At 61.6% G+C, this 22,659-nt stretch carries 17 protein-coding genes; 7 read left to right on the forward strand and 10 right to left on the reverse strand.

Features of this window, described 5'->3' with window-relative positions; all coding sequences use genetic code 11:
• Positions 1-117 precede the first annotated feature (117 nt).
• Genes ABIB06_RS02725 through ABIB06_RS02735 form a run of 3 tightly spaced genes read left to right on the forward strand, consistent with a single transcriptional unit; the run spans position 118 to position 2,544 of the window.
• On the forward strand, positions 118-1,713 hold the full coding sequence (locus tag ABIB06_RS02725; RefSeq protein WP_247340857.1) for a sensor histidine kinase: 1,596 nt from the start codon (positions 118-120) through the stop codon (positions 1,711-1,713).
• Positions 1,714-1,757: 44 nt separating this feature from the next.
• Complete coding sequence (locus ABIB06_RS02730) at positions 1,758-1,961, forward strand: DUF1289 domain-containing protein (RefSeq protein ID WP_354043848.1); 204 nt, start codon at positions 1,758-1,760, stop codon at positions 1,959-1,961.
• Between the two features lie 28 nt (positions 1,962-1,989).
• A complete protein-coding gene (locus ABIB06_RS02735) occupies positions 1,990-2,544 on the forward strand; it encodes a TIGR02281 family clan AA aspartic protease (protein WP_354043851.1) in 555 nt (184 codons plus the stop codon).
• A gap of 120 nt (positions 2,545-2,664) precedes the next feature.
• Here the strand turns inward: ABIB06_RS02735 and dusA are convergent, their stop codons facing one another.
• The 3 genes from dusA to ABIB06_RS02750 form a co-directional block, all read right to left on the reverse strand.
• Positions 2,665-3,660, reverse strand: coding sequence for a tRNA dihydrouridine(20/20a) synthase DusA (gene dusA, locus ABIB06_RS02740; RefSeq protein ID WP_354043854.1), 996 nt, complete (start codon positions 3,658-3,660; stop codon positions 2,665-2,667).
• Between the two features lie 464 nt (positions 3,661-4,124).
• Positions 4,125-5,084: a hypothetical protein gene (locus ABIB06_RS02745; protein ID WP_354043858.1), complete on the reverse strand. Its 960-nt coding sequence runs from the start codon at positions 5,082-5,084 to the stop codon at positions 4,125-4,127.
• A gap of 711 nt (positions 5,085-5,795) precedes the next feature.
• On the reverse strand, positions 5,796-6,356 hold the full coding sequence (locus tag ABIB06_RS02750) for a hypothetical protein (RefSeq protein WP_354043861.1): 561 nt from the start codon (positions 6,354-6,356) through the stop codon (positions 5,796-5,798).
• A gap of 716 nt (positions 6,357-7,072) precedes the next feature.
• On the opposite strand from ABIB06_RS02750, the gene ABIB06_RS02755 reads away from it, so the two are divergent.
• Positions 7,073-8,938 (forward strand): caspase family protein, encoded by a 1,866-nt coding sequence (locus ABIB06_RS02755; protein WP_354043864.1) that lies wholly within the window; start codon positions 7,073-7,075, stop codon positions 8,936-8,938.
• 117 nt (positions 8,939-9,055) lie between these two features.
• On the forward strand, positions 9,056-10,048 hold the full coding sequence (locus ABIB06_RS02760) for a hypothetical protein (RefSeq protein ID WP_354043867.1): 993 nt from the start codon (positions 9,056-9,058) through the stop codon (positions 10,046-10,048).
• A 24-nt stretch (positions 10,049-10,072) separates the two neighbouring features.
• Here ABIB06_RS02760 and ABIB06_RS02765 read toward each other — a convergent pair whose 3' ends face one another.
• Genes ABIB06_RS02765 through ABIB06_RS02775 form a run of 3 tightly spaced genes read right to left on the reverse strand, consistent with a single transcriptional unit; the run spans position 10,073 to position 14,304 of the window.
• A complete protein-coding gene (locus ABIB06_RS02765; protein ID WP_354043871.1) occupies positions 10,073-10,720 on the reverse strand; it encodes a DUF4384 domain-containing protein in 648 nt (215 codons plus the stop codon).
• Positions 10,721-10,737: 17 nt separating this feature from the next.
• Positions 10,738-12,543 (reverse strand): caspase family protein, encoded by a 1,806-nt coding sequence (locus ABIB06_RS02770; RefSeq protein ID WP_354043874.1) that lies wholly within the window; start codon positions 12,541-12,543, stop codon positions 10,738-10,740.
• Positions 12,544-12,579: 36 nt separating this feature from the next.
• Positions 12,580-14,304, reverse strand: coding sequence for an NHL repeat-containing protein (locus ABIB06_RS02775; RefSeq protein ID WP_354043878.1), 1,725 nt, complete (start codon positions 14,302-14,304; stop codon positions 12,580-12,582).
• On the opposite strand from ABIB06_RS02775, the gene ABIB06_RS02780 reads away from it, so the two are divergent.
• Positions 14,303-14,746, forward strand: coding sequence for a hypothetical protein (locus ABIB06_RS02780; protein ID WP_354043882.1), 444 nt, complete (start codon positions 14,303-14,305; stop codon positions 14,744-14,746). The genes ABIB06_RS02775 and ABIB06_RS02780 overlap by 2 nt on opposite strands.
• 98 nt (positions 14,747-14,844) lie before the next feature.
• Positions 14,845-15,828: a DUF4424 domain-containing protein gene (locus ABIB06_RS02785; RefSeq protein ID WP_354043886.1), complete on the forward strand. Its 984-nt coding sequence runs from the start codon at positions 14,845-14,847 to the stop codon at positions 15,826-15,828.
• Positions 15,829-15,837: 9 nt separating this feature from the next.
• Here the strand turns inward: ABIB06_RS02785 and ABIB06_RS02790 are convergent, their stop codons facing one another.
• Genes ABIB06_RS02790 through tssM form a run of 4 tightly spaced genes read right to left on the reverse strand, consistent with a single transcriptional unit; the run spans position 15,838 to position 22,657 of the window.
• Positions 15,838-17,643 carry a serine/threonine-protein kinase gene (locus tag ABIB06_RS02790; protein WP_354043889.1) on the reverse strand — a complete coding sequence of 602 codons (1,806 nt, stop codon included), beginning with the start codon at positions 17,641-17,643 and terminating at the stop codon, positions 15,838-15,840.
• On the reverse strand, positions 17,640-18,416 hold the full coding sequence (locus ABIB06_RS02795; RefSeq protein WP_354043892.1) for a PP2C family protein-serine/threonine phosphatase: 777 nt from the start codon (positions 18,414-18,416) through the stop codon (positions 17,640-17,642). Before ABIB06_RS02795 ends, ABIB06_RS02790 begins: the two co-directional genes overlap by 4 nt.
• Before the next feature lie 6 nt (positions 18,417-18,422).
• On the reverse strand, positions 18,423-19,124 hold the full coding sequence (tagF, locus tag ABIB06_RS02800) for a type VI secretion system-associated protein TagF (RefSeq protein ID WP_354043896.1): 702 nt from the start codon (positions 19,122-19,124) through the stop codon (positions 18,423-18,425).
• Positions 19,121-22,657, reverse strand: coding sequence for a type VI secretion system membrane subunit TssM (tssM, locus tag ABIB06_RS02805; protein ID WP_354043899.1), 3,537 nt, complete (start codon positions 22,655-22,657; stop codon positions 19,121-19,123). The genes tagF and tssM overlap by 4 nt, the downstream gene beginning before the upstream one ends.
• Between the last annotated feature and the right edge of the window lie 2 nt (positions 22,658-22,659).

A 22,659-nucleotide genomic window follows, 5' to 3' on the forward strand; every position in this document is an offset into this window, starting at 1 on the left:
AATTAACGCCGGGTTAACGTAATTCTTTAGCTCCTTAAGTCACCTCTTAAGGATTTCTTGCCAGAGATAGACAATGCAGAAGGCCCGCCTCGCGCGGGCAGGAATTGTTGTTGTGCGATGAGTAAACCCGCTGAAAAGCCCGAGGTTGTCCAGCTTCCGGCCGAGCCGGTGAGCGCGCCGTCGGCGAGCAGCCGAAGGGCTGCGGCGCAGCGGGTGCGCGAGGCGCGCGACAAGTTAACGTCGACCAGCGGAACCCGGCCGGCTTTCGACGCCGAGATGCTGCGCCAATATGCCCAGACGCGGCTGTCGGCCTCCTATGTCGCGATGCTGCTGGTCGTTGCCACCGGTGTGCTGTTCGGGCTGTGGATGCAGCCGATCCCGGCCGCAGCCTGGACCGCCGGCATGCTCTGCATCCACGCAGCGATGATCCGCAGTTGCCACCGCTTCCTGGCCGCGCCCTCCTCGCCAACCGCGACGCGCGCCTGGCGGACGCGCTTCGTCGTGCTCGACCTGCTCTATGGCCTATGCTGGATGGCGATCCTGATCCATCCCGTGCTCGACCTGGTCACGGAAACGCTGATGATGTTCCTGATGCTGCTGGTCATCGCAGTATCGAGCATGCTGGCGGCCAATCTGCCGATCGCGGCTCTTGCCGCTACGGCGCCGGTCGCGGTCGCGATGGCGCTGAGTTTTGTGATGACCGGCTCGCTGGACAATTACATCCTGGCCGGGCTCGCGCTCGCCGCCGAAGGCTATTTCGTGCTGCTGGCGCACCGCCTGCACTCCTCGACCTTCGCCACGCTCGAGGCGCGCGCCGAGAAGGACGCGCTGATCGGCGAGCTCGAACAGGCCAAGGCGATCTCGGACGAAGCCCGTCACCGCGCCGAATCCGCCAATGTCGCCAAGTCGCGCTTTCTCGCGCAGATGAGCCACGAACTGCGCACGCCGCTGAACGCGATCCTCGGCTTCTCCGAGGTGATGAAGAGCGAGATTTTTGGCGCGCATGCCGTGCCCGTCTACAAGGAGTATTCCGGGGACATCCATAATTCCGGCGTCCACCTGCTCAATCTCATCAACGAGATCCTCGACCTGTCGCGGATCGAGGCCGGCCGTTACGAACTCAACGAGGAAGCGGTCTCGCTGGTCGGCATTGTCGCCGACTGCCATCATTTGATGAAGCTGCGCGCCTCGAGCCGCGGCATCACCATCCACGAGGTGTTCGAGCAGGCGATGCCGCGGCTCTGGGCCGACGAGCGCGCGATCCGCCAGGTCGTGCTCAACCTGCTCTCCAACTCGATCAAGTTCACGCCGCAGGGCGGCGAGATCTGGCTTAAGGCGGGCTGGACGGCCTCGGGCGGACAATATCTCTCGGTGAAGGATTCCGGCTCCGGAATCCCCGAGGACGAGATCCCGGTCGTGCTCGCCTCGTTCGGCCAAGGCTCCAACTCGATCAAGTCGGCCGAACAGGGCGCGGGTCTCGGCCTGCCGATCGCAAAAAATCTAATCGACCTGCATGGCGGTACGTTCACGCTGAAATCGAAGCTGCGCATCGGCACCGAGGTGATCGTTACCTTCCCGCCCGAGCGCGTGATGAGCGCGCTGGCGCCGATGTCGGATGATTCTCCGCCGCTTCAGCCGGACAGTTCCGCGGTGGCGGACGAGAAGCGCAGGCCGCGTAACAAGCCGATCATGAGCGCAGGTACAGGCTCGTAACGAGATGCTTGCAGACATGCCCGACGATCCCTCACTATGCCCGAATGAGCAAAGAAACGCCGTGCGTCGCCGTCTGCATGATCGATCCCAAGACAAAACTGTGCTTCGGCTGCGGACGCACCTTGCCGGAGATCGCGCGCTGGCATGGTATGGAAAGCGCGGAACGGCTGGCGGTCATGGCGCTGTTGCCGGTGCGCATGAATCAGGCTGGACTTGCGCCCATGGCGGGATCGCCGAAACGCACTTGACCGGCCGGCGCGCATCCGGGGGTGCGCGATGATCCGCTTCCTGCTCGTTCTCATCATGCTCGCCGGCACGGCGGGTGCCGTCGTTGCCTATGGCGATTCCGACCAACTCGCGCGCGCGAGCAGCAGGGTCTCGCACATCTTTCGTACACAGACCGCATCGCCTGCCCCCGCCGTGCAGATCCAGCGTGGCCAGGGCGGTGAATTCGCGCTGCGTGCGAAGATCAACGGCGTCGCCGCGCCGATGGTCATCGACACCGGTGCGACCTCGGTGGTGCTGACCTGGGAAACCGCGAAAGCGATCGGGCTGCCGCTCGAGATGCTCGAATACGACGTCGATCTCGAAACCGCGGGCGGCCACACCAAGGCGGCCCGCCTCACGCTTGAGCGCCTCTCCGTCGGCCACCTCGTCGAGAAGTCGGTGCCGGCCCTCGTCGTTCAGCGCGGGCAGATGAAGACGAACCTGCTCGGCATGAGCTTCCTCGACCGCCTGGAGAGCTGGGGCGTGCGCGCCGACAAGCTGATGCTCACCGGCTATCCGGAGCTCCAGACCGTTCACCGCCGCTCGCGTCTGGCAGTCGACTAGACTCCCCACGAGAGCCGCGCCGCCACTGCCGACAGACGCGATCACGCGGGCTGCCATCGATCACGGACGCAACATCAGGCGGCGCGCCGCGGACTGCAATCCGGCTCTTCATGACTACGGCTAGGCTGCTGCCTCCGCCGGCGCGCGCGCACCGACACGCGCGATCGCATCGCGCAGCACCTCGAGGCCGGCGCCCGGCTTCACCCCCTGCTCGGAAAGATGGCGGCGGAAGGCGCGCGCGCCGGGAACGGCGTGGAATGCGCCGACGAAATGCCGCGTGATGGCGTGCAGCCGCGTGCCGCGCGCGAGCTGCTGCTCGATGTAGGCCATCATCGCCTCGATCGCATCCTGCATCGAGGCATGCGGCGCCGCCTCGCCGAAAATGTCTTGATCGACCGACAGCAGCCGCCATGGCTCCTGATAGGCGGCGCGGCCGAGCATCACGCCGTCGACGTGTTCGAGATGTGCTCTCGCCTCGTCGATGCCGGGGATGCCGCCGTTGATGATGACGGGCACGTCAGGCATTGCGCGCTTGAGGCGATAGACGCGATCATAGTCGAGCGGCGGGATGTCGCGATTCTCCTTCGGCGACAAACCGTTGAGCCATGCTTTCCGGGCATGCACGATCAGCGCATCGCAGCCGGACGCGACGACCGCGCGCGCAAGCTTGTCGAGCGCGATTTCCGGATCCTGGTCGTCGATGCCGATGCGGCACTTCACGGTGACCGGCACGGCAACCGCACGCTTCATCGCCTCGACGCACCCCGCCACGAGATCAGGCTCCGCCATGAGGCAAGCGCCGAAACGGCCGTCCTTCACGCGATCGGAGGGGCAACCGACATTGAGGTTGATCTCGTCATAGCCGAACTCCTCGCCGATCCGCGCGGCCAGCGCGAGCTCGCGCGGATCCGACCCGCCGAGCTGAAGCGCCACCGGGTGCTCGACCCTGTCGAACCCAAGCAGCCGCTCCCGGTCACCATGGATGATGGCGCCACTGGTCAGCATCTCCGTATAAAGCAGCGCCCGCCTCGTCAGGTGACGGTGGAACACCCTGCAATGCCGGTCGGTCCAATCCATCATCGGGGCGCAAGAAAATTTCCAACGTAAGTCATTCATTTCGTTGATCTGTTTCGTCTTCACCCGGTCCTATGACGGATCGAGCCAATCTTTATTGTCACTCAGTTGCTCGGCAAATCGGCGCTTTGTCACTGGAGCAGTTCTTTTCTCCATTCACATGCAACGCGAGCGCCCCAAAGAAGACGCTAAGAACGTCCCACATTCAACCGAAATCAAGAATCAGCTTTGGCAAATGAAATCAATGTTGATCCAAGGCTTCGAGGGAGAAATCACATGCGCCGCAACATGAGCGTGGTCGGGGAAACTCCTCAATAGAGCGTGAGCAGCATGATGAAATTGGACCACATGGCCGGTCAACCCGCATCAAATCAAGCACGTTGGGCACGAGCACTCCATAACTGCGACCGGATTCTGCGCCCGCTCGGTCTGAAGACGTCATGCAACGCATCGAACGAAAGCTCGCCTCGCCGATGGCGGCTAAATGTTATGATGAGCCGGTTCACTCACGGCCCGCCAAACGGCTTCGGTCGCTCTAGCGGGACGAAAGCGCTCAAATGGGCTGGGTATGTCGACGCGCCGCCGCCTATGGTCGTGCCCGTGCTGATGCTCAAGTAGACGTCCTTCACTCCCCTGGGCGTTTCCAGCAGGATCCAGTTCTTGCTTACATCCCCTATGCCGATAGTCGTAAAGCGCATCGACTTGCCGAACTGCGAACAGGAGATTGGCTTTTCGGTCGTAAACGAATTCCAGGGGCCATGCAGGGTACCCGATCTGCCGCCGGTCTTCGGAAGGGTTAAGCCAAAGCCCAGGCCGACCGCCGCATAGACGTAGGTGCACTTCAAATTGTTTTCCGTGTCCCATATGGAGAACAACGCGCTGGCAAACGCAATCCCGGCTCCAGCCCGGCCCTTCACGATGCGCTTGATGGCCGCTCTCGCTGCAAACGAGATCGAACCGTCGACCTCAAGCAGCATGGCTATCTTGAAATTTCGACTGACCTTTGGTTTCGGCGGAACGGGTCGCGGCAAATCTGGCTTTATGATCGGTTCGAAATAGACCTTAGGCAGCACCCAAAGGACCACGGATCTATCGTCGTCTTCGTCCAGCCTGTGATTTGCCGTCTGCGTATTGCCGATCGCGTGCGTCTGCATTTGCTCCGGGTGGATGCCCATCTCGGACAGAGACTTCGCGACCGTAATCACGCGGTTGGCTGATGTCGTCATGTTCCAATCAGCCGTACCGATCCGGCTCGCGGATCCCGTCATCCAGATCTGACCAGCGTCGTGCTCCAGCAGGGGAACCACTTTGTTCTTCAGAAATTCGGAGTGCTCTGTCTTCAAGCCCCGAAACCGGTAGCCGGCAAAGTCATCGAAATCGAAATTCCAAAGCCGCGCGTGCAGAACCCCCACTCCCGAAAAATCCAGATCGACGTCAACTTGGCCCCGACCAGTTTTGTGGAACATGTCTTTTCAACCTGCAATCGACAAATAGGAACTCGTCGGTGATCGGCCGGACGGCGCAGGACCACCTTGCTTTTAGTGCTGGCAAGAAAAGAGAAGTTCATGAAATCGACAGCTGCAACGAAGGTTGTGATCTTGTTCCCATTTCGATCCGGCACCGAAGCAGTATGCGCCTGTGCAATACGCGACATCACTGTCGCGATCGGAGCAGCGACGATCTAAGGGAGTCGCGATAGGACGGGCCCTGGAATTCGTACAGCACGACGACTTCGCGGAATCGCCCTAGACTTGGAGGCCCCTACCCAACCGCTGTTAAAACGGCAGCGCATCTGGATAATACCTTTACCGGCTTGCTCTGCGTCTGCCTGTTCGCCCATCAAAAATAGAGCGAAACGGTAAGCGTCGTCCAGCAACCGCAGCGCAATATCCCGAAAGCACTTGATATGGTCGTTGGTGATTTCATCGTTGGGGTCATTTGCGTATCAATTGCGGATGGCTTTTCGCAAACCGGGCGAAGTGGTTACGAGCGTGATCGCAATCATGGACTCTCGCGCTCAACGCCTGGATTGGAGCGACGAGGATCTCGCGAATAGGAACCTGGCGCCGTATCCTCGATCTGCTCCCTCTTTAAGGCTGTCGCCGCCATGGCCGTTTCCCGCGGGCGCGCGATCTGCAGAGCGACGGAGGTGACGACTTCTGCGGTCGGCCGCCGACTTATCCGCCAAATCGCTTGACCAGCTTTGAGCCCTTGGCTGCATCAATCTGCTGGCCCGTCAGGTCAGAGCCGACGCTCAATCCTATCGTCATGAGGTTCTTGACACGCTGCGCCGCCTGCTTCTCATTGGAATAGTCGATCTCGACGTGATCGAGGCTCATCAGATGGCCAAGCTCGTGAGCCCAGGCGCGTCCATTGGCGTGGTCATTGCCATACCATTGGACGAAGCTTGCCGGCTCCGGTTGGCTGTTGGGGTATGAGCTTCCGCCGGCGGACAGATTTTCAATCGAATTGACGAGGTAGATGTGGACGGCATTGTCCGGATCGTGCCGAGAGGCAAGAACGCCCAGCAATCGCTGATCATTGCTGCGCGCGCTCTTTGCCATGTCGAGCGGCTTCTCCATCAAGCAATCGCTGATCACGAACGCGATCTTGGCCTTTGACCAGATCGTATTGACCACGTCGAGCGCCTTCTTGGCCGTCTCGCTGCTCCATTGCCCGGGCTCAACGATCCCCCTCTCGGCAAATGGCGTGATGTAAACCCTCAACGGAATTGGCATCAGCTTCTCCGAAGTTCGGAATTGCGATTGTATCCCCGTGCGCCGTCCTTCGAAATGGAGCGGCTTACATTCAGCGCCTTCTGATCAAGCCGGCTGGCGACTTGCGCTCCTACGACCTTCCGGTAGCGGCCACCGACGCGATCGACTGGTTGACCGTGGCCAGCCTTCGCAATTCGGAGGACCTTCATTTCAACTCTACCGCAGGAACAATTTCCGGGCCGAGCGCTCCGGCGAGAACATGAAGGTGACGATCGCCTGGGGAGTTGGAAAGCCGAACTGACCGGCTCCTGACCTCCGTGCAAGCTGTAACCGAGACGATCGACCCGCAAGCCGGTCCCCCAGACTTCAAGTCTCCTCGATCTGCCGTCAGCGGAACTTTCGTTTGAACTAAGCCAGAGCCTTCTGCCGCGCTGTCGCGAGCACACCATAGGATGCAATAGTCGTGTAATTTCAAAAACTTAATTCATTCGCGCGAGACATAGGCACTGGTGGGTACCCATCATCCACACGAAACCGCCCACAGCGCCGGGCCGCGATTATCTTCCGTGCCGTTTGAACGCGTCCGCATTTCAAGACAACACATAGGAATGGATCGGGCTCGAGATTGGTACTGTAGGCCGATAGGTAGCCGCCACTAGCGTACGAATTCAGCAATTATTTCTTACGTGGCCGTCCTCGCGACGTTACCATTCTATGGGCATAGTTGGGTGTTCGCCATGAGATTATACAGGCGCCTTCGAATTTTGCTTCTCCTTGCCGCTTCGCTGTTACTGGCAGCTCAACCGGCCTGGGCGACAAAGCGCGTGGCTTTGGTGGTTGGCAATGCCAACTATCAGAACGCCCCTCTGCTCCCAAACCCGGCCAACGACGCTGCGGCCATCACCGCAACCTTGAAGGAGGCAGGTTTCGATGTGGTTGACTCAAGGCTCAACCTCGCCGCGACTGATATGCGGCGGGCCCTGAGAGAATTCGCCGATCAGGCTCGCAATGCGGACATAGCCCTGGTGTACTATGCTGGTCACGGTATCGAGATCGACGGGACAAACTATCTGATCCCGACCGACGCCAGACTCGAACGTGACACTGATATCTATGACGAAGCATTCTCGCTCGACCGCGTCCTGCTGGCAATCGAGCCTGCGAAACAGTTGCGCGTGGTGATCGTCGACGCGTGCCGCAACAATCCGTTTGCCGATTCGATGAAGCGTACAGTTGCCTCTCGATCAATCAGCCGCGGGCTGGCCAGGGTCGAACCCGCCGTCTCCAACACGCTGATCGCGTTTGCCGCGAAAGCCGGACTAACCGCACTCGATGGCAACAGCAAGAATAGTCCGTATGCGGCGGCTCTCGTAAAGTACATCGCAAAGCCGGGGCTCGACTTGCGCAGGGCCTTCGGCTTCGTCCGCGATGATGTCTTGCAAGCCACGGGCAACCGACAGGAGCCCTATGTCTACGGCTCGCTGGGCGGCGAAGACGTTGCACTTGTTCCCGCTGCCAAGGCTGATGAGCCGGTGCAAGCAGCCAATCCCCAGGCAGAAATTCGTCGCGATTACGAATTGGCCTTGCAGCTACGCAACAAGCCCGCTCTGAACGCGTTCCTCGACCAGCATCCGGACGGATACTATGCAAATCTGGCGAAGCTGCAGCTTAATCAGATCGATGCTGAGGACGCACGCGTCGCGGCAACAGCGAAGGCGCAGCAGGCTGAACAGCAGAAAACTCGACTGATGTCGCAGGGCGCCCAGCGTGCCGACCAGGAGAAGGCGGCCGCGGATCTGAAGGCTGCGGAAGAGGCCCGAATTGCCGCCGAGAAGGCGAAGCAGGCGGCGCAGGAGCAGGCCACCGAGGCGGAACGGAAACGGACTGCGTCCGAATCTACAATCGTCGCTGCTCTCTCCGGGAATAAGCCGGCTGTTGGGAGTGCCTTCGCGGATAATCCTACAGCCGCTGCACCCGCTGACGACAATACGCAGCCAAAGCTTGCCGCACTCAGCGCCGAGCCGCGCCAGACCGATATCGCAAAAGCCGATATCACCAAGTCCGTACAAAGCGAATTGAACCGCGTCGGCTGCTTCATCGGTACCATAGATGGCCAATGGAATGCGGCCTCACAGCGCTCGTTGGCTCTGTTCAACCGGCACGCGGGAACGAAATTTGATGCCAAGCTCGCAAGTCTCGACGCGCTTGACGCAATCAAACTCAAGCCAACCCGGGTCTGTCCCGTGATCTGCGATCATGGCTACAAGGCTAACGGCGACCAGTGCGTCAGGATCACGTGTGCCGAGGGCTCGTTCCTCAACGATGACAACGAATGCGAGAAGCGGCGCGGAAAGAAGCCAGTTGCCAAGCGCAACACGGACGAAGGTTCGTCACGTGCCGATCGTTCGGCGCGCCAAAGATCTGAGCCCATGGCAGACGTTCCGCGGCGACAAGCCACTGCGAAGGCAAGTGGCGGAGGCGGCAGCGGCCAGGTTGTTTGTGACCAATATTTGTGCCGTCAGGTCCGTCGCGGCTGCCACCTCGACTACCGTGGCGGGGGAGGCCCCGGTGGCAACACCGGGAATGTCGAGGTATGCAATTAGCAAGGCGCGAGTTCGCCACGCCAATAGGAAGCCGTATCGAGGATATGGCGAACAATTGAGTGCAACATCGGGTCGGCCCAAGTCCACGTCCGATCTGGTCGACGCGGAGCGACCTTCGTGGTGGCGTGTGAGCTCGAACAGAAGGACGCCACCTCCTTTCCAGGGGCGACGCTCTTTACGAAGCGGCTAGCGCCCGGCATGAAGCCGACGGCGGTCTATCTTCCGCCAAAGCACGTAACCACTGCCACCAAGCTCGATGTCGTAATCTGGCTGCATGGCTTCTACGTCAAAGACCACGAATTCCTGTTTCACAACGATCCAGCGCGGCTCCGCGAACAAGTTCGGGATTCCGGCAAGGACGTCGTGCTCGTAGCGCCTTTTCTGGGCTATGAATATGCCGTTGGCGACACCTTTGCTGGAAATTACAGCGTCAAGGATCTGGCAACGTCGAACTGGGGGGAACGCTACCTCGAGGAAATTCTTGGAGCCCTGGCCCAGTTCCTGGGAGGCACTTCGACGTCCATTCCTCAACTCCAAATTGGCAAGCTCATCATCGCATGCCACTCCGGCGGTGGTAACGGCATGCGCAATCTGGTCGGAACGCTCGGAAAGTATCAGGCGGAGCTGACTGCTTGTTGGGGATTTGACTGTCTTTACGGCGCCAAGGCGCGGCCAGACGATGCGACCTTCTGGTATCAGTGGCTGGCTGGACAGAGCGGCCCTGCGCTTGAGATCGTGTATGGTCCGTCAACGCTGCCGCAGTCCGTGAAGTTGGATCTGATGGGACGCGGGCTGGCGATCTCCGACGGCAATCAAGCGCATCCTCAGCGCCCGGCCCTCAAGAACCTCCGCGTGACCGTAGGTCACTACGATCAGTTCCCGGCATTCGGTCAGATGGTCAGAGTCGCCGATCTGGACGAAGCTTTCGTGGATCGGTTCATGCTACCTCAGGTCGCCGACCAACCACGGTTGCATCAGAAGCCTGCGCCGGCGAGTGGTGAGTTCCTCCAACACGCGATTTCCAATGCTCGCAGCGCGTTTCCCTTCCCCAGCGACATTCATTACATGATCGCCCGCGGCGGCTTCTTCAGCCGGCTCAGCAAGCTTTGAGCTGGGCGACTCGTCCGGACGAGTTCACCTGATGGAATAGGGTTTGACGTCGAACGACCAATTGTTCGGCAACAGCTTTCCGCTGGCGTTGTCCAGCACGCGCAGCTCACTGGTCCAGGCCGATAGATAGCTCAACGCGTCGGCCTGACCTTCCAGCTTGCGGGGCATGTCCGGCAAATCGAGCAATTGCACGCGCTGCTCGCTCAGGATGGCGATCATGACTGCGGACCCCGTCGGCGGTGCGACGACATATTCAAAACCACGCTGCCGCGCCGCCGGAGCAGGGACGACAAATTCGACACCCGGCTTGACGAGATTAATATTGCGTTCGTTCGATTGCGCCAATAGCTCGGGCGTCGGAAAGATCTGGGACATCCGCCCTTCCGCGTCGACGTCGACCAAAATGAGATATCCAGGCTTCCTGGCGGTGACGCCGAACGAGACCTTGCCGCCGACGTTGACGGTCTGACTCGGCAGGATCTGAAGGGACACACTCGCGGTATTGGTCTGCCTGCGCACCGCTTGTACGGGCCAAAGCCAACGTGCGTACGTCGTGCCGACATGCAACGAGCCCGTCGGCAACGGTGCTGCGGACGCAGCTCCGCTACCCGCCAGTAGCAGCAGGAATGCGAGCCATGGTCGCTCCTGGCGGATCGGCTGCAATGACGGCATGGCCTGCCCCCTAAGAGTCAGGGAGCACTGAAGAAGCCGATCGAGGCGATTCGCGCGTCCGCGGGCAAGTAACGCTCGAGACTCCTGATCACCTGCCCCGAGGCGCGACGCCGGTTGAACTGCACTAGGGCTGTCTCAAGATCGACCATGCGTTGCTGCGAGGTCACCGCAACGATCTGTTCCGCACCGAACGGCTCGCCGACCCTGAGCGGTAGGCGCAAACTCGCCGATCGGGCCAACGCCGCATCAGCACCCACCGGATACAACAATTGGATGGTGCCATCGCCGGACACATTGAACAGCAGCACCGCCCTTGATGCCACATCAGACAGGTCAACTTCGATGGTCTGGCCAGCACGTTGTTGGCGATCGTCTGGCCAAATACGCATCACCTGCGGCGACCGGGTCGCAATGCGCTTGAGTTCACGAATTGCCGCAGTCCGATCAATCACCGTCGGCAGGCTGGCAACGTCCATCCCATAGGCGACCACATCACCCCAAGCAATCACGTCGTGCGACACTGGATCCCAGATCAGGTCGGGATTATCCGTCGGTTGAACAGCCTGCACGGGAACATCTTTTGGCTTCACGCTTACAAAATAACTCGTCTTGCCGTCGAGCGCCGCCAGCCGGATTGGTGCAGCGAGGCGGAGGGGCCCCGGCGCGTCGCCAGTCGAAAGTTCCTTGGTCGCCCCGGCAAGGGTCGGAACGGCTGGTGCCTTGGCCGTGACAACCGACGGTGCGGGCGCCTGTCCCTCGACGGGCACGGGTACCCCGGCTCCGGCGAGACCCGAGGCCGCTCTCGCGGCCGGCCCCTGAATCAGCACGACACCGCGCGTCAATCCGAAGGCGACGTCGGTATCCGGCGTCTGAGCTGGCGATGATATGGTCACGATGTTCTGGCGCTGGTCCGAGAGCTGATAGACCACCTGCCGAACATTGCTGAAAAGCTCCTTAAGCGTCACCTTCCCATCGTGGTTGATGTCCGCGCTGCCTTCCACCGCACGCGCGACCGCATAGCTCAGAGCCCCGCGTAGGCCATCGATGCCAGGGATGCGGACTTCCGGCGCCTTGGTGTAGCGGTCCACCGCAGCCAGAAACGCCGTGTGGTCAAGGTCAAGTTCAGACTTCGGATCGTTGCTGTCCGACACCGGCTTCAGTTCATCGACCAGCAACGTGTAGCGCGGGACCTGCCGGAAGCTCATCTCAGCGGCACGCGGATCGATATCGCGCACCATACCGCCGCCGTGGCAGGTATCAGCCACGAAGATCACCCTCGCTCCGCGCAGCTCGAACTGCCGGATGAAATGGTTGAACTCGCTGCCCAGAACACGCTCAGCGGACCCGGTTGGCGTGATTTCAAAGCCTGGCAGCAGGAACACGTTCTCCATCCCGTCCGGCTCCGCGCCCTTGAGGCGCTCCGGCTCCTGGGTGCCATGACCGGCGATCGACAGAAAGATGAGGTCGTTGTTCTTGGTCCGCTCCACCAGTGCACTAATCTCGCGCAGGACGCCTGCCCTATCGGCCTGGGCGTTAGTCAGTTCGATGACGTCGTCAACCCCCATGGATTTCAGGCTAGTCACGATGTCCGTGGCGTCAGCGACCGCACCCTTCAATTTGCGCACGTGCTGGTAGTCGTCGATCCCGATCACGAGCGCGCGCACTGCCGCCCCGTCTGGATTGCTGATCGACAAATCTCCTGCCGCATGGGCCTGCGGGATTGTCAGTCCGATCAACGCAGCGAGCCCGACGGTGGCGCATAGCCGCCCGATCCCGCAATCAAGTCCTCTGGGCATCCGCATCGTGATCCACCTCGACATCATGCCTACCCATTTTGTAGCTCTGGCGACACGCTGGGTTCAGCGCCTTTTGCTTGCCGTTTTGCGGCCCGCCGGCGGTTGTTCGGTCTCCTGATAGGCGTCCGCTGAAACCGTCGTCTGATCATCCGCGAACGCCCGAAAGCGGACCGGAACATAGCCGCGCGCGAGCAGGCTCGCCAACGGATAGACGTTGCGACAGACGCGGCCGTTGCAGCCACCGGTCGAGGACTCCATCACCTCGGCCTTGCGATCGGGAGTGAACCGCAGGAACAGCATCACATGCGAGCCCGGCTTGTTCAGCGCATCACCGGGCCTCAGGTCCCAAGGATTTGCCACGGGCGCTGCGATCGCGGGGATGGCGGCAGTCGTGTAGTGGACGGAGAGCCCCCACGCGGCGCTGACGAATGCCGAACAGTCGACGCCAGCCACATCCGGCCGTGGCGCATTGCGAGTGCACACATTGCCAGCCAGCGTTCCGCTCTCGATCCGCTGCCGGAAGTTCGCGAGCGAACCGTGGCAGCCCCAGCAATAGGGTACGCCGCGCACCTCCTGGTTCACTTTTCCCTGCAGATACCACGGCCGACGAACACGGCTGAAGCCACTGCATTGGCTATCGGGATCGTTGCCGTAGTTCGCCTGCGTCAATTTCCACTGGATGCCCTCGAACGCAAACGCGGTCTCGATCGCCTGCTGGCGATTGGACGGCCTCACGGCGGCCGAAGCGTCAAATTTGACGTCGGATTGTGGTGCCGGCGCTGTTGTCGTTCGCGACGGCCGCACGTCGATAATCGAGGCATTGGTCAGAGGTCGGAACCCGACGCCCACCACTTCGATACCGTCCGGCTTGGTTCGCAGGAAATAGACGTCGCCATCACCCGAAACCGTGACGAACCGTCTGGTCAGCGGCGTATTTTCCAGAGGAAGCTCATAGATTCCCTCGAGACGCCCATTCGCGGCATAGCGTGCGACGAACGTGGAGGCGCTCTGTCCCGATGGCGGAACGTCCTCGGCCAGCACGTAGAAGCGGTCGCTGTTGTCGATCTCGAGAAACTCCACCGTGCCGAGTTGGTTGCGCACGCGCAGGCCGAGTTGGCCGATGGTCTCGTTGGTGACCATGGTCTGGATCTCGACCCGTACGCTGGCATTGCCCTTGTCAGGAATGATATCGGCGATCACCGAGCCCTTGCTTCGGGAAGCCACATATTGCCGGTCGGGCTGCCGAGCCATCTTGATGATGGCCGCGCGGGTGTTCTGACCGAGCAGGTCTGCCGCGCTGCCGGGCGCCTGCGATCCCATCTGGGCGAAAGCGGAGACGGCGACCTGGTCGTCCGCGCCGCGGCTCGATACCTCCTCAAGCTGGATCACGTCACCACCGAGTCCGCGGGTGGATTGCCCCGGCGCTGCCTTCAGCGTCCGTACGCCGCCGTCCCAAACCATTATGTCGTCATCGTGGACGACGAGATCAGTCGGCTGGACGTCTTCAGGCATCTTGAGGACGTCAGGATAGGAATTTGGCTGTTTCGGGTCAAACTGGAGGATGCGACCGTTGATCTGATCGAGCACAAAAAGGTTGCCCTGCCCGTTTGCGCTGAGTGCTTGCGGTCCCGCGAGTTCCACGTCCTCGCTGGCCGGGACGATGCCGACCATGGAAGCAGCCGAACCGCCGGCAAAGCTGCGTACGACAGTATCGTCGGCGTGCGCCTTGGTTCCGAAAAGGCCAGCGCCAACGATGAAGACCCAGATCCAATGATTTGGACGAAGCATGTTCGCCTCAATGTACCCCGAACCGATCGCCGCGTCGGATCGACTAATCCGAGATGCCGTTGATGCGGCGCGTCAATTAGTGGTGAGCAATCTCAATCACGTTCAACTCTATCACTGGACGGTGATCGTCCGAAATTTCCTCAGCTTGCGGTGGAAAACCATGGCCCGGAATAGATTTGAGCAAGTGAACGAAGTCCAGTCCGACGCGATCACGCTACTCCTGAAACGCGACAATGACGGCGCCTCCGGATCGATCGTGCTGCCTGCCGCCGCGAGCCAGGGACGGCTGACCGCCGATCAGGTCAGCGCGCAATTGCCGGCTCAGGATGCTTTTCGCGGCGCGATCCGGCTGGCAAACGACGTCAAGCTCGCGCTCGTGGTGTGCGATCCAGACGGGGTCTGGAAGCCCGAGTGGGGCGATCTTTATCAGCCGATCGATTGACCCGCATCGGATGGAGCCAGCATATGCTGCGACGCCGCATAGAGACCAGATTGCCGAACGGACCCTCCACCCGACTGTCGTTCCGGATACGGGCCCTGATGGTCGCGCTGCTGGTTGCGACAGGCTCGCCGGCACGCGCCAACGACTCGGCTGCGGAATTATCGATCGGTGGGCTCCAGTTGGTACGCACCAATGACGTGGCCATGGAGAGCGAGAACCTTCGTATCGCGCTCGACAGGATCAGCGTTCGCTACCAATTCGCCAACGTCACCGCCAAGCCAGTCACGCTTACTGTTGCCTTTCCGCTGCCCGACATCGACCTGTCGGAGGCTGAGAACGTTGCACTGCCGTCAAATGATCCGATCAACTTCGTCGACTTCGAGACCAAGGTCGACGGCAACCCGGCGCCGCTGACCGTCGATCAGCGCGCCATGGTTGGCAACAGGGATGTCAGTGCCCTGCTCCGCGAACTCAAGTTGCCGCTGCTGCCGATTGGTGGCCGCGAGATCCGGGTGACCGATCTACCGGCGGCGACCCGGACCCGGCTCGTGGACGACGGACTTCTGGTGCCTGCCGGAATGAGCGACAACGGTCGCCAGCAATATGCGCCGGGTTGGGTTATCAAGACCTCGGCTGTGCGCCAGCAGGTGTTTCCGCCCATGCGCGCCGTCACGGTCGAACACCAGTACCGGCCGAGCGTCGGCTCCAGTCCTGACACCATTCTGCGCTCGAGGCTGCGCCGCAGCAGCGCACTCGGTCAGGAAGTCGCGCGTTACCGGAAAGAATACTGCGTCCAGGATACATTCCTCGCCGAGCTCGATAAGCGTGCGGGCGGTAACCAGACCAATAGCGCGAATCTGCAGGAGCGGCGCATATCGTACGTGCTCAAGACCGGCGCGAATTGGGCTGGGCCGATCCGGTCATTCAAGCTGATTATCGACCCAGGCGGCAGCGACCGTTTGGTGAGCTTCTGTCCTGGGCGGCTAAAGGCCTCGTCGGCTACTGGAAACATGCTTGAATATACGGCAAGCGACTTCAAGCCGGATGCCGACCTGAAAATCCTGGTGATCGGAACATTCTGAGCGTGCCGGTCAATTGGTGAGCAGCACGTAGCGCGCGGCCGCGATGACAGTCACCTTGTTGCGCTGAGCCTCGCTTAGCGCCTGCAGGAAGAACGTGTCGGCCGCCATCGGTCGCGGCTGGCGCAATGAGTCCAGAACCTGCGGGACCGCCACGACCAACAGCAATTGCGGACCGCTCGCGCGCGCTGTCGGGAGCGTAAACGAAAGTGAGTCGATGCCCGGCTTCAGAAGATAAGACAGGCTCTGGACTTCGCCGCGATCCGACACCATGAGCAGCTCCACCACGCGGTTGGCAAAGTTCTCAATGGTCCCATTGAGGGTTTCACCGCCCTTCAGCTCTGTCGCTGACAAGGTGATGCGTGGCATTCGCGCCTGATCGCTCCCGACCTGATTCAAGAACTTAACGGCTGGGCATTGCGCTTGGGTCACTTGCCTGACGCCGACCGAAGCTTCGAAACCCTGATCACGCCGAAACGCTTTGTCGAAGGTGTCGAATGGGGCGGTCGAGGCACCGAACCCTTCGATGACAGCGGCATTTGGGCTCACGGCAATCGGCAAGACGAAGAAGCAGTCACCGCCGGAATATTGGGCCACGTATTTGCGGATGCGCTCAGCGCGCCCGGACCCATCGAGTGCCCCAGACTGCGTCGCCGTCGGCTGCGCGGACAGCTTCTCCGGCTCTTGGCGTCCGGGCTGTGGTCCAGCGGGCTCGATCTTCGGCGGCGCCATTGTTCCGGCGAGTTTCGGAGGTGGCGGCAAAACCGCGCGGCCTGGCGCTGACCAGACCAGCTTGTAGAAGGCATATCCACCGCCGACCAGCAGCAACAGAGCCGCGACGCCTGCCCCCAGCCGTAGGCTGCGCGGACTCCGCGCGGTCGACGGCATACGGTCCTGCGGCGCCGGCGCCGCGCTTTCCGGCCGCCGTAGCGGATCGAAGCCAAATAAAGGCGCGGCCGGCGTCTGGGCCGAACCGGTTGGCGTCCAGCTGTTGACCTCCCCCATAGTCGGGCGCAATGCCGGATCAGGCTGCAGCATCCGCTCCAGCAAAGGCCGAATGCGCATATCCACCGCGCCGAGATCGGGCACTCGCCGGCGCTTCTCCACCAGTTGAAACTGGCTGCCGCCCATGTCGAGTTTCTGTCCGGTCAGTGCATGGAACAGCACAAGCCCGAGGCTGTAGACATCGGATTTCGCCGTCACGTCATTGCCGTACAACCCTACTTGCTCCGGCGATGCGTAGTTGTCCTTGCCAGCGAAGCCCGAGCCGATGATGGTCTTGTCACCCATCTGGGTCGACCGGGCGATGCCGAAGTCGATGATCTTGGCCCGCCTGACGTCGTCGAGCGGAACGATGATGTTGTCCGGAGACACGTCGCGATGGATGATGCCGTGCTCATGGGCGGCCTCCAGTCCCGATGCGACACGCTGCATCAGCCTGATCAGCGCCTCGAAGGTCAACGGCCCATCATCGAGCATGTTCGAGAGCGAGCGGCCATTCACGAACTCCATCGCGAGATAAGGTCGCTGCAGCACCGGCTCCACGGTAAACAGGAAGTAGCGAACGATCGCGTCATGCGGAAGATTGTGGAGTGCCGCGGCCTCTCGACGGAACAGCGCGAGCGCGGCCTCGTTATCAACCACGTCGGGCAGTAGCATTTTCACCGCAACAGGCGATCCAGTTTGGATCTCACGGCATTTGTAGACCTCACCCATGCCGCCTGCGCCGATCACCGCTTCGATCTCGTAAATGCCGTTGAGACGGGTGCCGGGCGGCACGCCGTGATAGGACGATCGGAACGGATCGTTAGGAGTCATGGTTGCGGCTCCCGATTGAGCGGAGATCTTGTCGTCTCCTGAGATCGTGGCGTCAGCAGTCGCACGATCACAATCGTCAAATTGTCAAGCCCGCCACGAACAAGAGCCAGCGCGAGCATGTCATCGCAAGCCGCCTGGGCGCGTCGCGTAGCCGCGTGCTGCAGGATCTCGTCGTCCTGCACGTGCCTGGTCAGGCCATCGCTGCAGATCACGAAGATATCCTCCGGCTCGGCCGGGCCTGTCACCACCTCAAATTCCGGATCATCGGCGACACCGACGGCACGCGTAATGGCATTGCTCGGCCAATCATTCACGTCTTCGCGCGACAGCGCACCTTCTGCGATCAGCTCCTCCAGTTCGCTGTGATCATGCGACACCTGGCGAATTGCGCCGCGACTGATAAGGTAGACCCGGCTGTCACCCGCCCATATGCAGGCATAGTAGCTATCGCGAACGAGCAGAACCGCCGCTGTGGTCCCGACGGTCGCACCCTGTCGTTCATGACTAAGCGCCAGTATCTGCTGGTTTGCGCTGAAAAGCCGCTCCTCGCATTCCGCCAGCAGTTCTGCGGCTGATTCTGGCGTGCCGATCGCGTCAAGCGACTGCACTACGATGCGACTGGCGAGATCACCGGCCTCGTGCCCCCCCATACCGTCGGCGACCGCCCACAGGCCAACGTCAGTTCGTACCAAACATGAATCCTCGTTCCGCTCCCGCACCCGTCCGGCATGGGTGACGCTACCAACATCGAACAAGGACGGAATATGCACCATCGCGCGTCATCCATTCCCCGATGCCGCGAGGCCGAGACCACCAGTCAGCAGCGTGACGTAGTGAAACGGATCTGGCAATCCGCGACAACTCAGCGCCATTGGCGGGAAGCCTTCCCCTCCGGCGGTCCACCAGAAGCTAGCCGCGGCGTAGACCTGTGGGTTGGCAGCGCAAAGTGCTGCAAACGACCCCGCGAAGGCTTCGACCGCCGAAGCCCTCCCCATTGCCGCAGTACCAAGCGACGTGACCGGCGGATCGCCGGCGATGGTCTCCTGCAGTCGTGGCACCGCAAGCCGATCCAATGCATCGGAGATCTGCTCGAAGGTTGCGGCCCGATCCAGGGTCGAAAGCAGGAACGCCTCCACTTGCCCGAACCATTCGTCCTGCGGATCAATGCTCGGCGGCGGCAGCGAGACGGCCTCGCCGGTCACCGCATGCAGGGTCAAGGGATAGTATCTCCCCACCCCATCGAGCGAGGGCATGATCGCACCCGCCACTGTCGTGCCGCAGATCGCGGCGCCGAGCCAAAACCGCCAGACCGGCGCGGTCAGAAAGGCCTGCTGCCATCCTGGGCCAAGCTGGTGGCGACTTGCTGACAGCGCAGCCTGTACCCATGGCTCCCAGGCTTCCAGGAAGCTGCGCGGGGTCGCGATCGCGATGAAATCGCGCTTCGCACCGATTTTGCCGAATATCCCGCAACGCATGGTCATATCCCGGTCGGGCAACGAAACTCGCGCAGCACTGACAGGTTCAGCGGGTTGCGCAACGATCCAGTCGAAATTTGATAGTTGAGCTCGCGCCCGGCGACGATGAAACTCGCGCTGGCCGTTTCCGCTTTCACCACTAACGAGCCTGCCTCCAGCATCCGAAACAACGACCAGGGACCAATGCGCTCAAGCACGGATGGCGGGCCGGTGTCGTTACTGACTGAAATTGCCGTTCGCGGCGCTGGGCCCGGCCATAGGACGGTAGTCGGCGAGTTGCTCTGCGGCTGTGGCGGTGGCGTAGGTTGCGGGCCGCCGAACAAGGACGAAGGGGCCGATCCGGGAATGGTTGGGCTCGCAATCGTGGTGCCACCGATCTCGGTCTTAACTGTCACGCCTGGCCCCGGTGCCCCAGGGGGTCGGATCGCGAATGAAACGGCGGGCACACCGCCGCCCGTCTGGAAGAACGCATCCCGGATATAAGCCGCATTCTGGAATTGTTTGAGCGTGTCGGGCGAGAACGACCGACCAACGGGGCTCTCCTTTCGCCAAGCCCAGTCCGACCGCGACGTGTCGGCATAAGGTGCCAGGTACTGGGTGAAGAACCTGTCCATAACGCCATTCGGACTAAACAATTTGGCAAAATCCGCGAGCGGAACTTCCTGGCCGCTGCCGCGGATAAACGGGTAGCGGTTAGTCACGGTCTGTTGGCAGACCGGCGTGACCTGATCGCGCAACGTTTGCAGGATTTGCCCGGCGGTCGAAGCCGCGATGCTGCCTTCGAACTCCGCGGCTGCTGCTCGCAGCATGTCGGAGAATGGCGGCGGCATGCGCGAGGCATTGTTGCGGAGCGCTGCGACCTGGGTCTGAAGCGCGGCTGTGGCCTGTGCGGCCAGTTGGGGATTCTCGATGATTAGCGTCAGGTTCTGCGCGATGTCGTTCAGGTTCGCGACGGTCGAGTCGATCGGCCGGCGGGTGCTCTCGCCTTCGAGCGCCGCGTGGTAAGGTTTGAACTGCGCCTCGATCATCGCGCCAGGCGGTCCATCCTGGGCATTCGTGAAGAGTGCTGGCGCCGGTGCGGCAGCTGGAGCCGAAGCGCTCGCCGGCTTCGCCCGTTCCTTGGTCAGCACCGTCTCGTCGCGCACCGATTCCAGAATTTGCCGCATCGGCGAGGTCGGCGCCGAAAGCGCCCGCAGCACCTCATATTTCGGCTTGTCGGCGAGCAGCTTCTTCAGGCGCAGGCTCCCGAGCGCCGTTCGCCAGGTCGTCACGAAATCGTTGGAATAGATGCTGAGCAGATCGCCGGCCAGATTGTCGTACTGCTGGTCGATGGCCGACTGCTGGCCGGCATCTCCCAAAACCCATCGCTCCCGCTTCATCCGCTCTGACAATCCGGACAGCCGGGCAACGAACTTCTGATGGAAGCCGTTATACGTGAAAAATTCAGGTACCCGTACGGCGTCCAAAGGCTGCCCCGTCGTGGTTTCGAACACGACACCCATATCGGGGCCGCCATGGCGGCTGGCGATCCAGTCGCCGGCGATCGATGCGCGAGCCTCTGATTTCAGAAACTCGTAGGCTCGTTGCGACACGCTCAGGCGCGCCAAGGAGCTTTGGGCCTGCTTGATCAACCGGCCGTCGAGTTCGACCAGCGGCTGCTGTTCGGTCTCGAGGTCGAACATTGCCACGAGGTTCTCGTCGAGCAGACGCCGCCCTTCCGCGTTGGTGGCGCCAGGATAGAGGTTATCCGCCCAGTCACGTTGCATCCAGGAGCGGATCAGCTCGCGGTCCGGCGACTGCAGGCCGCCGACCATCAGATAGACCTTGAGCGCCTCATAGACGAAAGCAGGCTCGTTTATGCGCGCATTGAGCTGCTCCTCCAGGCGATACAGCAGGCGCGGCCGGAACATGCGCTCAAGCGCGGTATGATAGGCCGCTTTCGAGGGCGACAGCAGCCGGGCGTGCTGACTGAGCCCGTAGCGAGCCGACAGAGGCACCGACTCGCCGCGCGATCCGTAGCCTGCGGGGGCGTTGCGGAGGCGGTAGAGTAGCGGCAGCACCTTGTCGAGATCGTGATCGGCAATCAACGTCTGCTTGATAAGTGGCGCGCCGGCGACTGCATACTCGCTATCCGCCTGCAGGCTTTGCTCGATCAAATCGGAATTCCGCTTGTAGCTCATCAGCCAAGCTGCGATCAGTCCGATCGAGACCAGACCGATCAATGACAGGGCCGCGGCCTTCAGGATCAGCGCGCGGCGCACCGCGGCACGGTCGGTCGAGACCCAGTCGGCCTCGCCGATGATGACCTTGGAAATCAGATCGGCGAGGAAGAAGCTCTTGCCCGTGCCCGAATAGGATCCGGAACTGACCTCCTCAGCGCCGAACGTGCGTGCCAGCGACCCGATCAATTGATCGATCGGCGTGCCCTGCTGCGTACCCGAGGTAAAGTAGAAGCCGCGCAGGTTCGCGTTCACGTGATAGCGCGTCGGCTCGAAGATCAGGTTGAGAAAATCGTGGATCTGGGGCTTGAGCCGCGCCATCTGTGCCGGAAAGCCGAACAATTGCACGCGGTGCTGGGGCGTCGGCTCGTCCTGCAGACGGTCGAGCGTCTCCTCGCTCAGGCGCTCCAGCAGACGATCGAACTCGACCGGGATCTGCCCCACGAGATTCTGGGTTTTGTCGGCGGTCTGGAACGTGGCACCCCAGACCTGGCGGCGGCCGGCCTCCCCGAGATAGGCGAAATACTCGGTGAAGCCGGCAACGAGATCCGCTTTGGTAAATAGCGCGTAGACCGGGAAGCTGACCTTGAGCCTCTGATGCAGCTCGAGCAGGCGCATCCTGATGGCATCGGCATGAAGTGCGAGCTCCTGCTTCGGCAGCGTCAGGATGTCTTCGATACTGATGGCGACAAGGACGCCGTTGATCGGTTGGCGCGACCGGCTTTTCTTTAGGATGTCCAGGAACGCCAGCCAGCTGTCCTTGTCGGCCTTGCTGTTGGAGTCCTGGGTGGTGTAGCGGCCGGCGGTATCGATCAGCACCGCCTCCTCTGTAAACCACCAATCGCAGTAGCGGGTACCGCCGACCCCTGCGATCGCCGCGGGCGTCGCCCCCCGTGCGAGCGGAAATTTGAGCCCGGAATTGACCAGCGCCGTGGTCTTGCCGGCGCCGGGCGGACCGATGATGACATACCAGGGGAGATCGTAGAGATAGCCCGACTTGTTGCCGCTGGCGGTCTTCAGCGTCGCGAGCGCATCCTTCATGCGCTCCTTGAGCACCGGTTCATCGCTGACGGGCTGGTCTGCACCGGCGATGCCATCGGCAATCTCCTTGGCACCCTTGCGCCGCTTGAACAGATTGAGGCCAACGATGCCTGCCACGGCCGTGGTGAGCAGCAGAATAGCGATCTGCCGGACGATATGGTTCTCCAGCGGCCGCCAATCGCCGAACGCGATGAAGGGACCGGCGAAATAGATCACCGCTCCGAGCGAGCTGAGCCCGACTCCGTAGAGAACGATGCGGAGAATGTCCTTGGCAACCATCT

Origin of the sequence: Bradyrhizobium sp. LB8.2 (genome assembly GCF_040548035.1) — a bacterium.
In the GTDB taxonomy this organism is placed as follows: domain Bacteria; phylum Pseudomonadota; class Alphaproteobacteria; order Rhizobiales; family Xanthobacteraceae; genus Bradyrhizobium.

Coding starts and splice junctions, on each gene's coding strand:
- ABIB06_RS02725 (WP_247340857.1), top strand. CDS start 118: ATGAGTAAACCCGCTGAAAAGCCCGAGGTTGTCCAGCTTCCGGCCGAG.
- ABIB06_RS02730 (WP_354043848.1), top strand. CDS start 1,758: ATGAGCAAAGAAACGCCGTGCGTCGCCGTCTGCATGATCGATCCCAAG.
- ABIB06_RS02735 (WP_354043851.1), top strand. CDS start 1,990: ATGATCCGCTTCCTGCTCGTTCTCATCATGCTCGCCGGCACGGCGGGT.
- dusA (WP_354043854.1), bottom strand. CDS start 3,660: ATGAATGACTTACGTTGGAAATTTTCTTGCGCCCCGATGATGGATTGG.
- ABIB06_RS02745 (WP_354043858.1), bottom strand. CDS start 5,084: ATGTTCCACAAAACTGGTCGGGGCCAAGTTGACGTCGATCTGGATTTT.
- ABIB06_RS02750 (WP_354043861.1), bottom strand. CDS start 6,356: ATGCCAATTCCGTTGAGGGTTTACATCACGCCATTTGCCGAGAGGGGG.
- ABIB06_RS02755 (WP_354043864.1), top strand. CDS start 7,073: ATGAGATTATACAGGCGCCTTCGAATTTTGCTTCTCCTTGCCGCTTCG.
- ABIB06_RS02765 (WP_354043871.1), bottom strand. CDS start 10,720: ATGCCGTCATTGCAGCCGATCCGCCAGGAGCGACCATGGCTCGCATTC.
- ABIB06_RS02770 (WP_354043874.1), bottom strand. CDS start 12,543: ATGATGTCGAGGTGGATCACGATGCGGATGCCCAGAGGACTTGATTGC.
- ABIB06_RS02780 (WP_354043882.1), top strand. CDS start 14,303: ATGTTCGCCTCAATGTACCCCGAACCGATCGCCGCGTCGGATCGACTA.
- ABIB06_RS02775 (WP_354043878.1), bottom strand. CDS start 14,304: ATGCTTCGTCCAAATCATTGGATCTGGGTCTTCATCGTTGGCGCTGGC.
- ABIB06_RS02785 (WP_354043886.1), top strand. CDS start 14,845: ATGGTCGCGCTGCTGGTTGCGACAGGCTCGCCGGCACGCGCCAACGAC.
- ABIB06_RS02790 (WP_354043889.1), bottom strand. CDS start 17,643: ATGACTCCTAACGATCCGTTCCGATCGTCCTATCACGGCGTGCCGCCC.
- ABIB06_RS02795 (WP_354043892.1), bottom strand. CDS start 18,416: ATGGTGCATATTCCGTCCTTGTTCGATGTTGGTAGCGTCACCCATGCC.
- tagF (WP_354043896.1), bottom strand. CDS start 19,124: ATGACCATGCGTTGCGGGATATTCGGCAAAATCGGTGCGAAGCGCGAT.
- tssM (WP_354043899.1), bottom strand. CDS start 22,657: ATGGTTGCCAAGGACATTCTCCGCATCGTTCTCTACGGAGTCGGGCTC.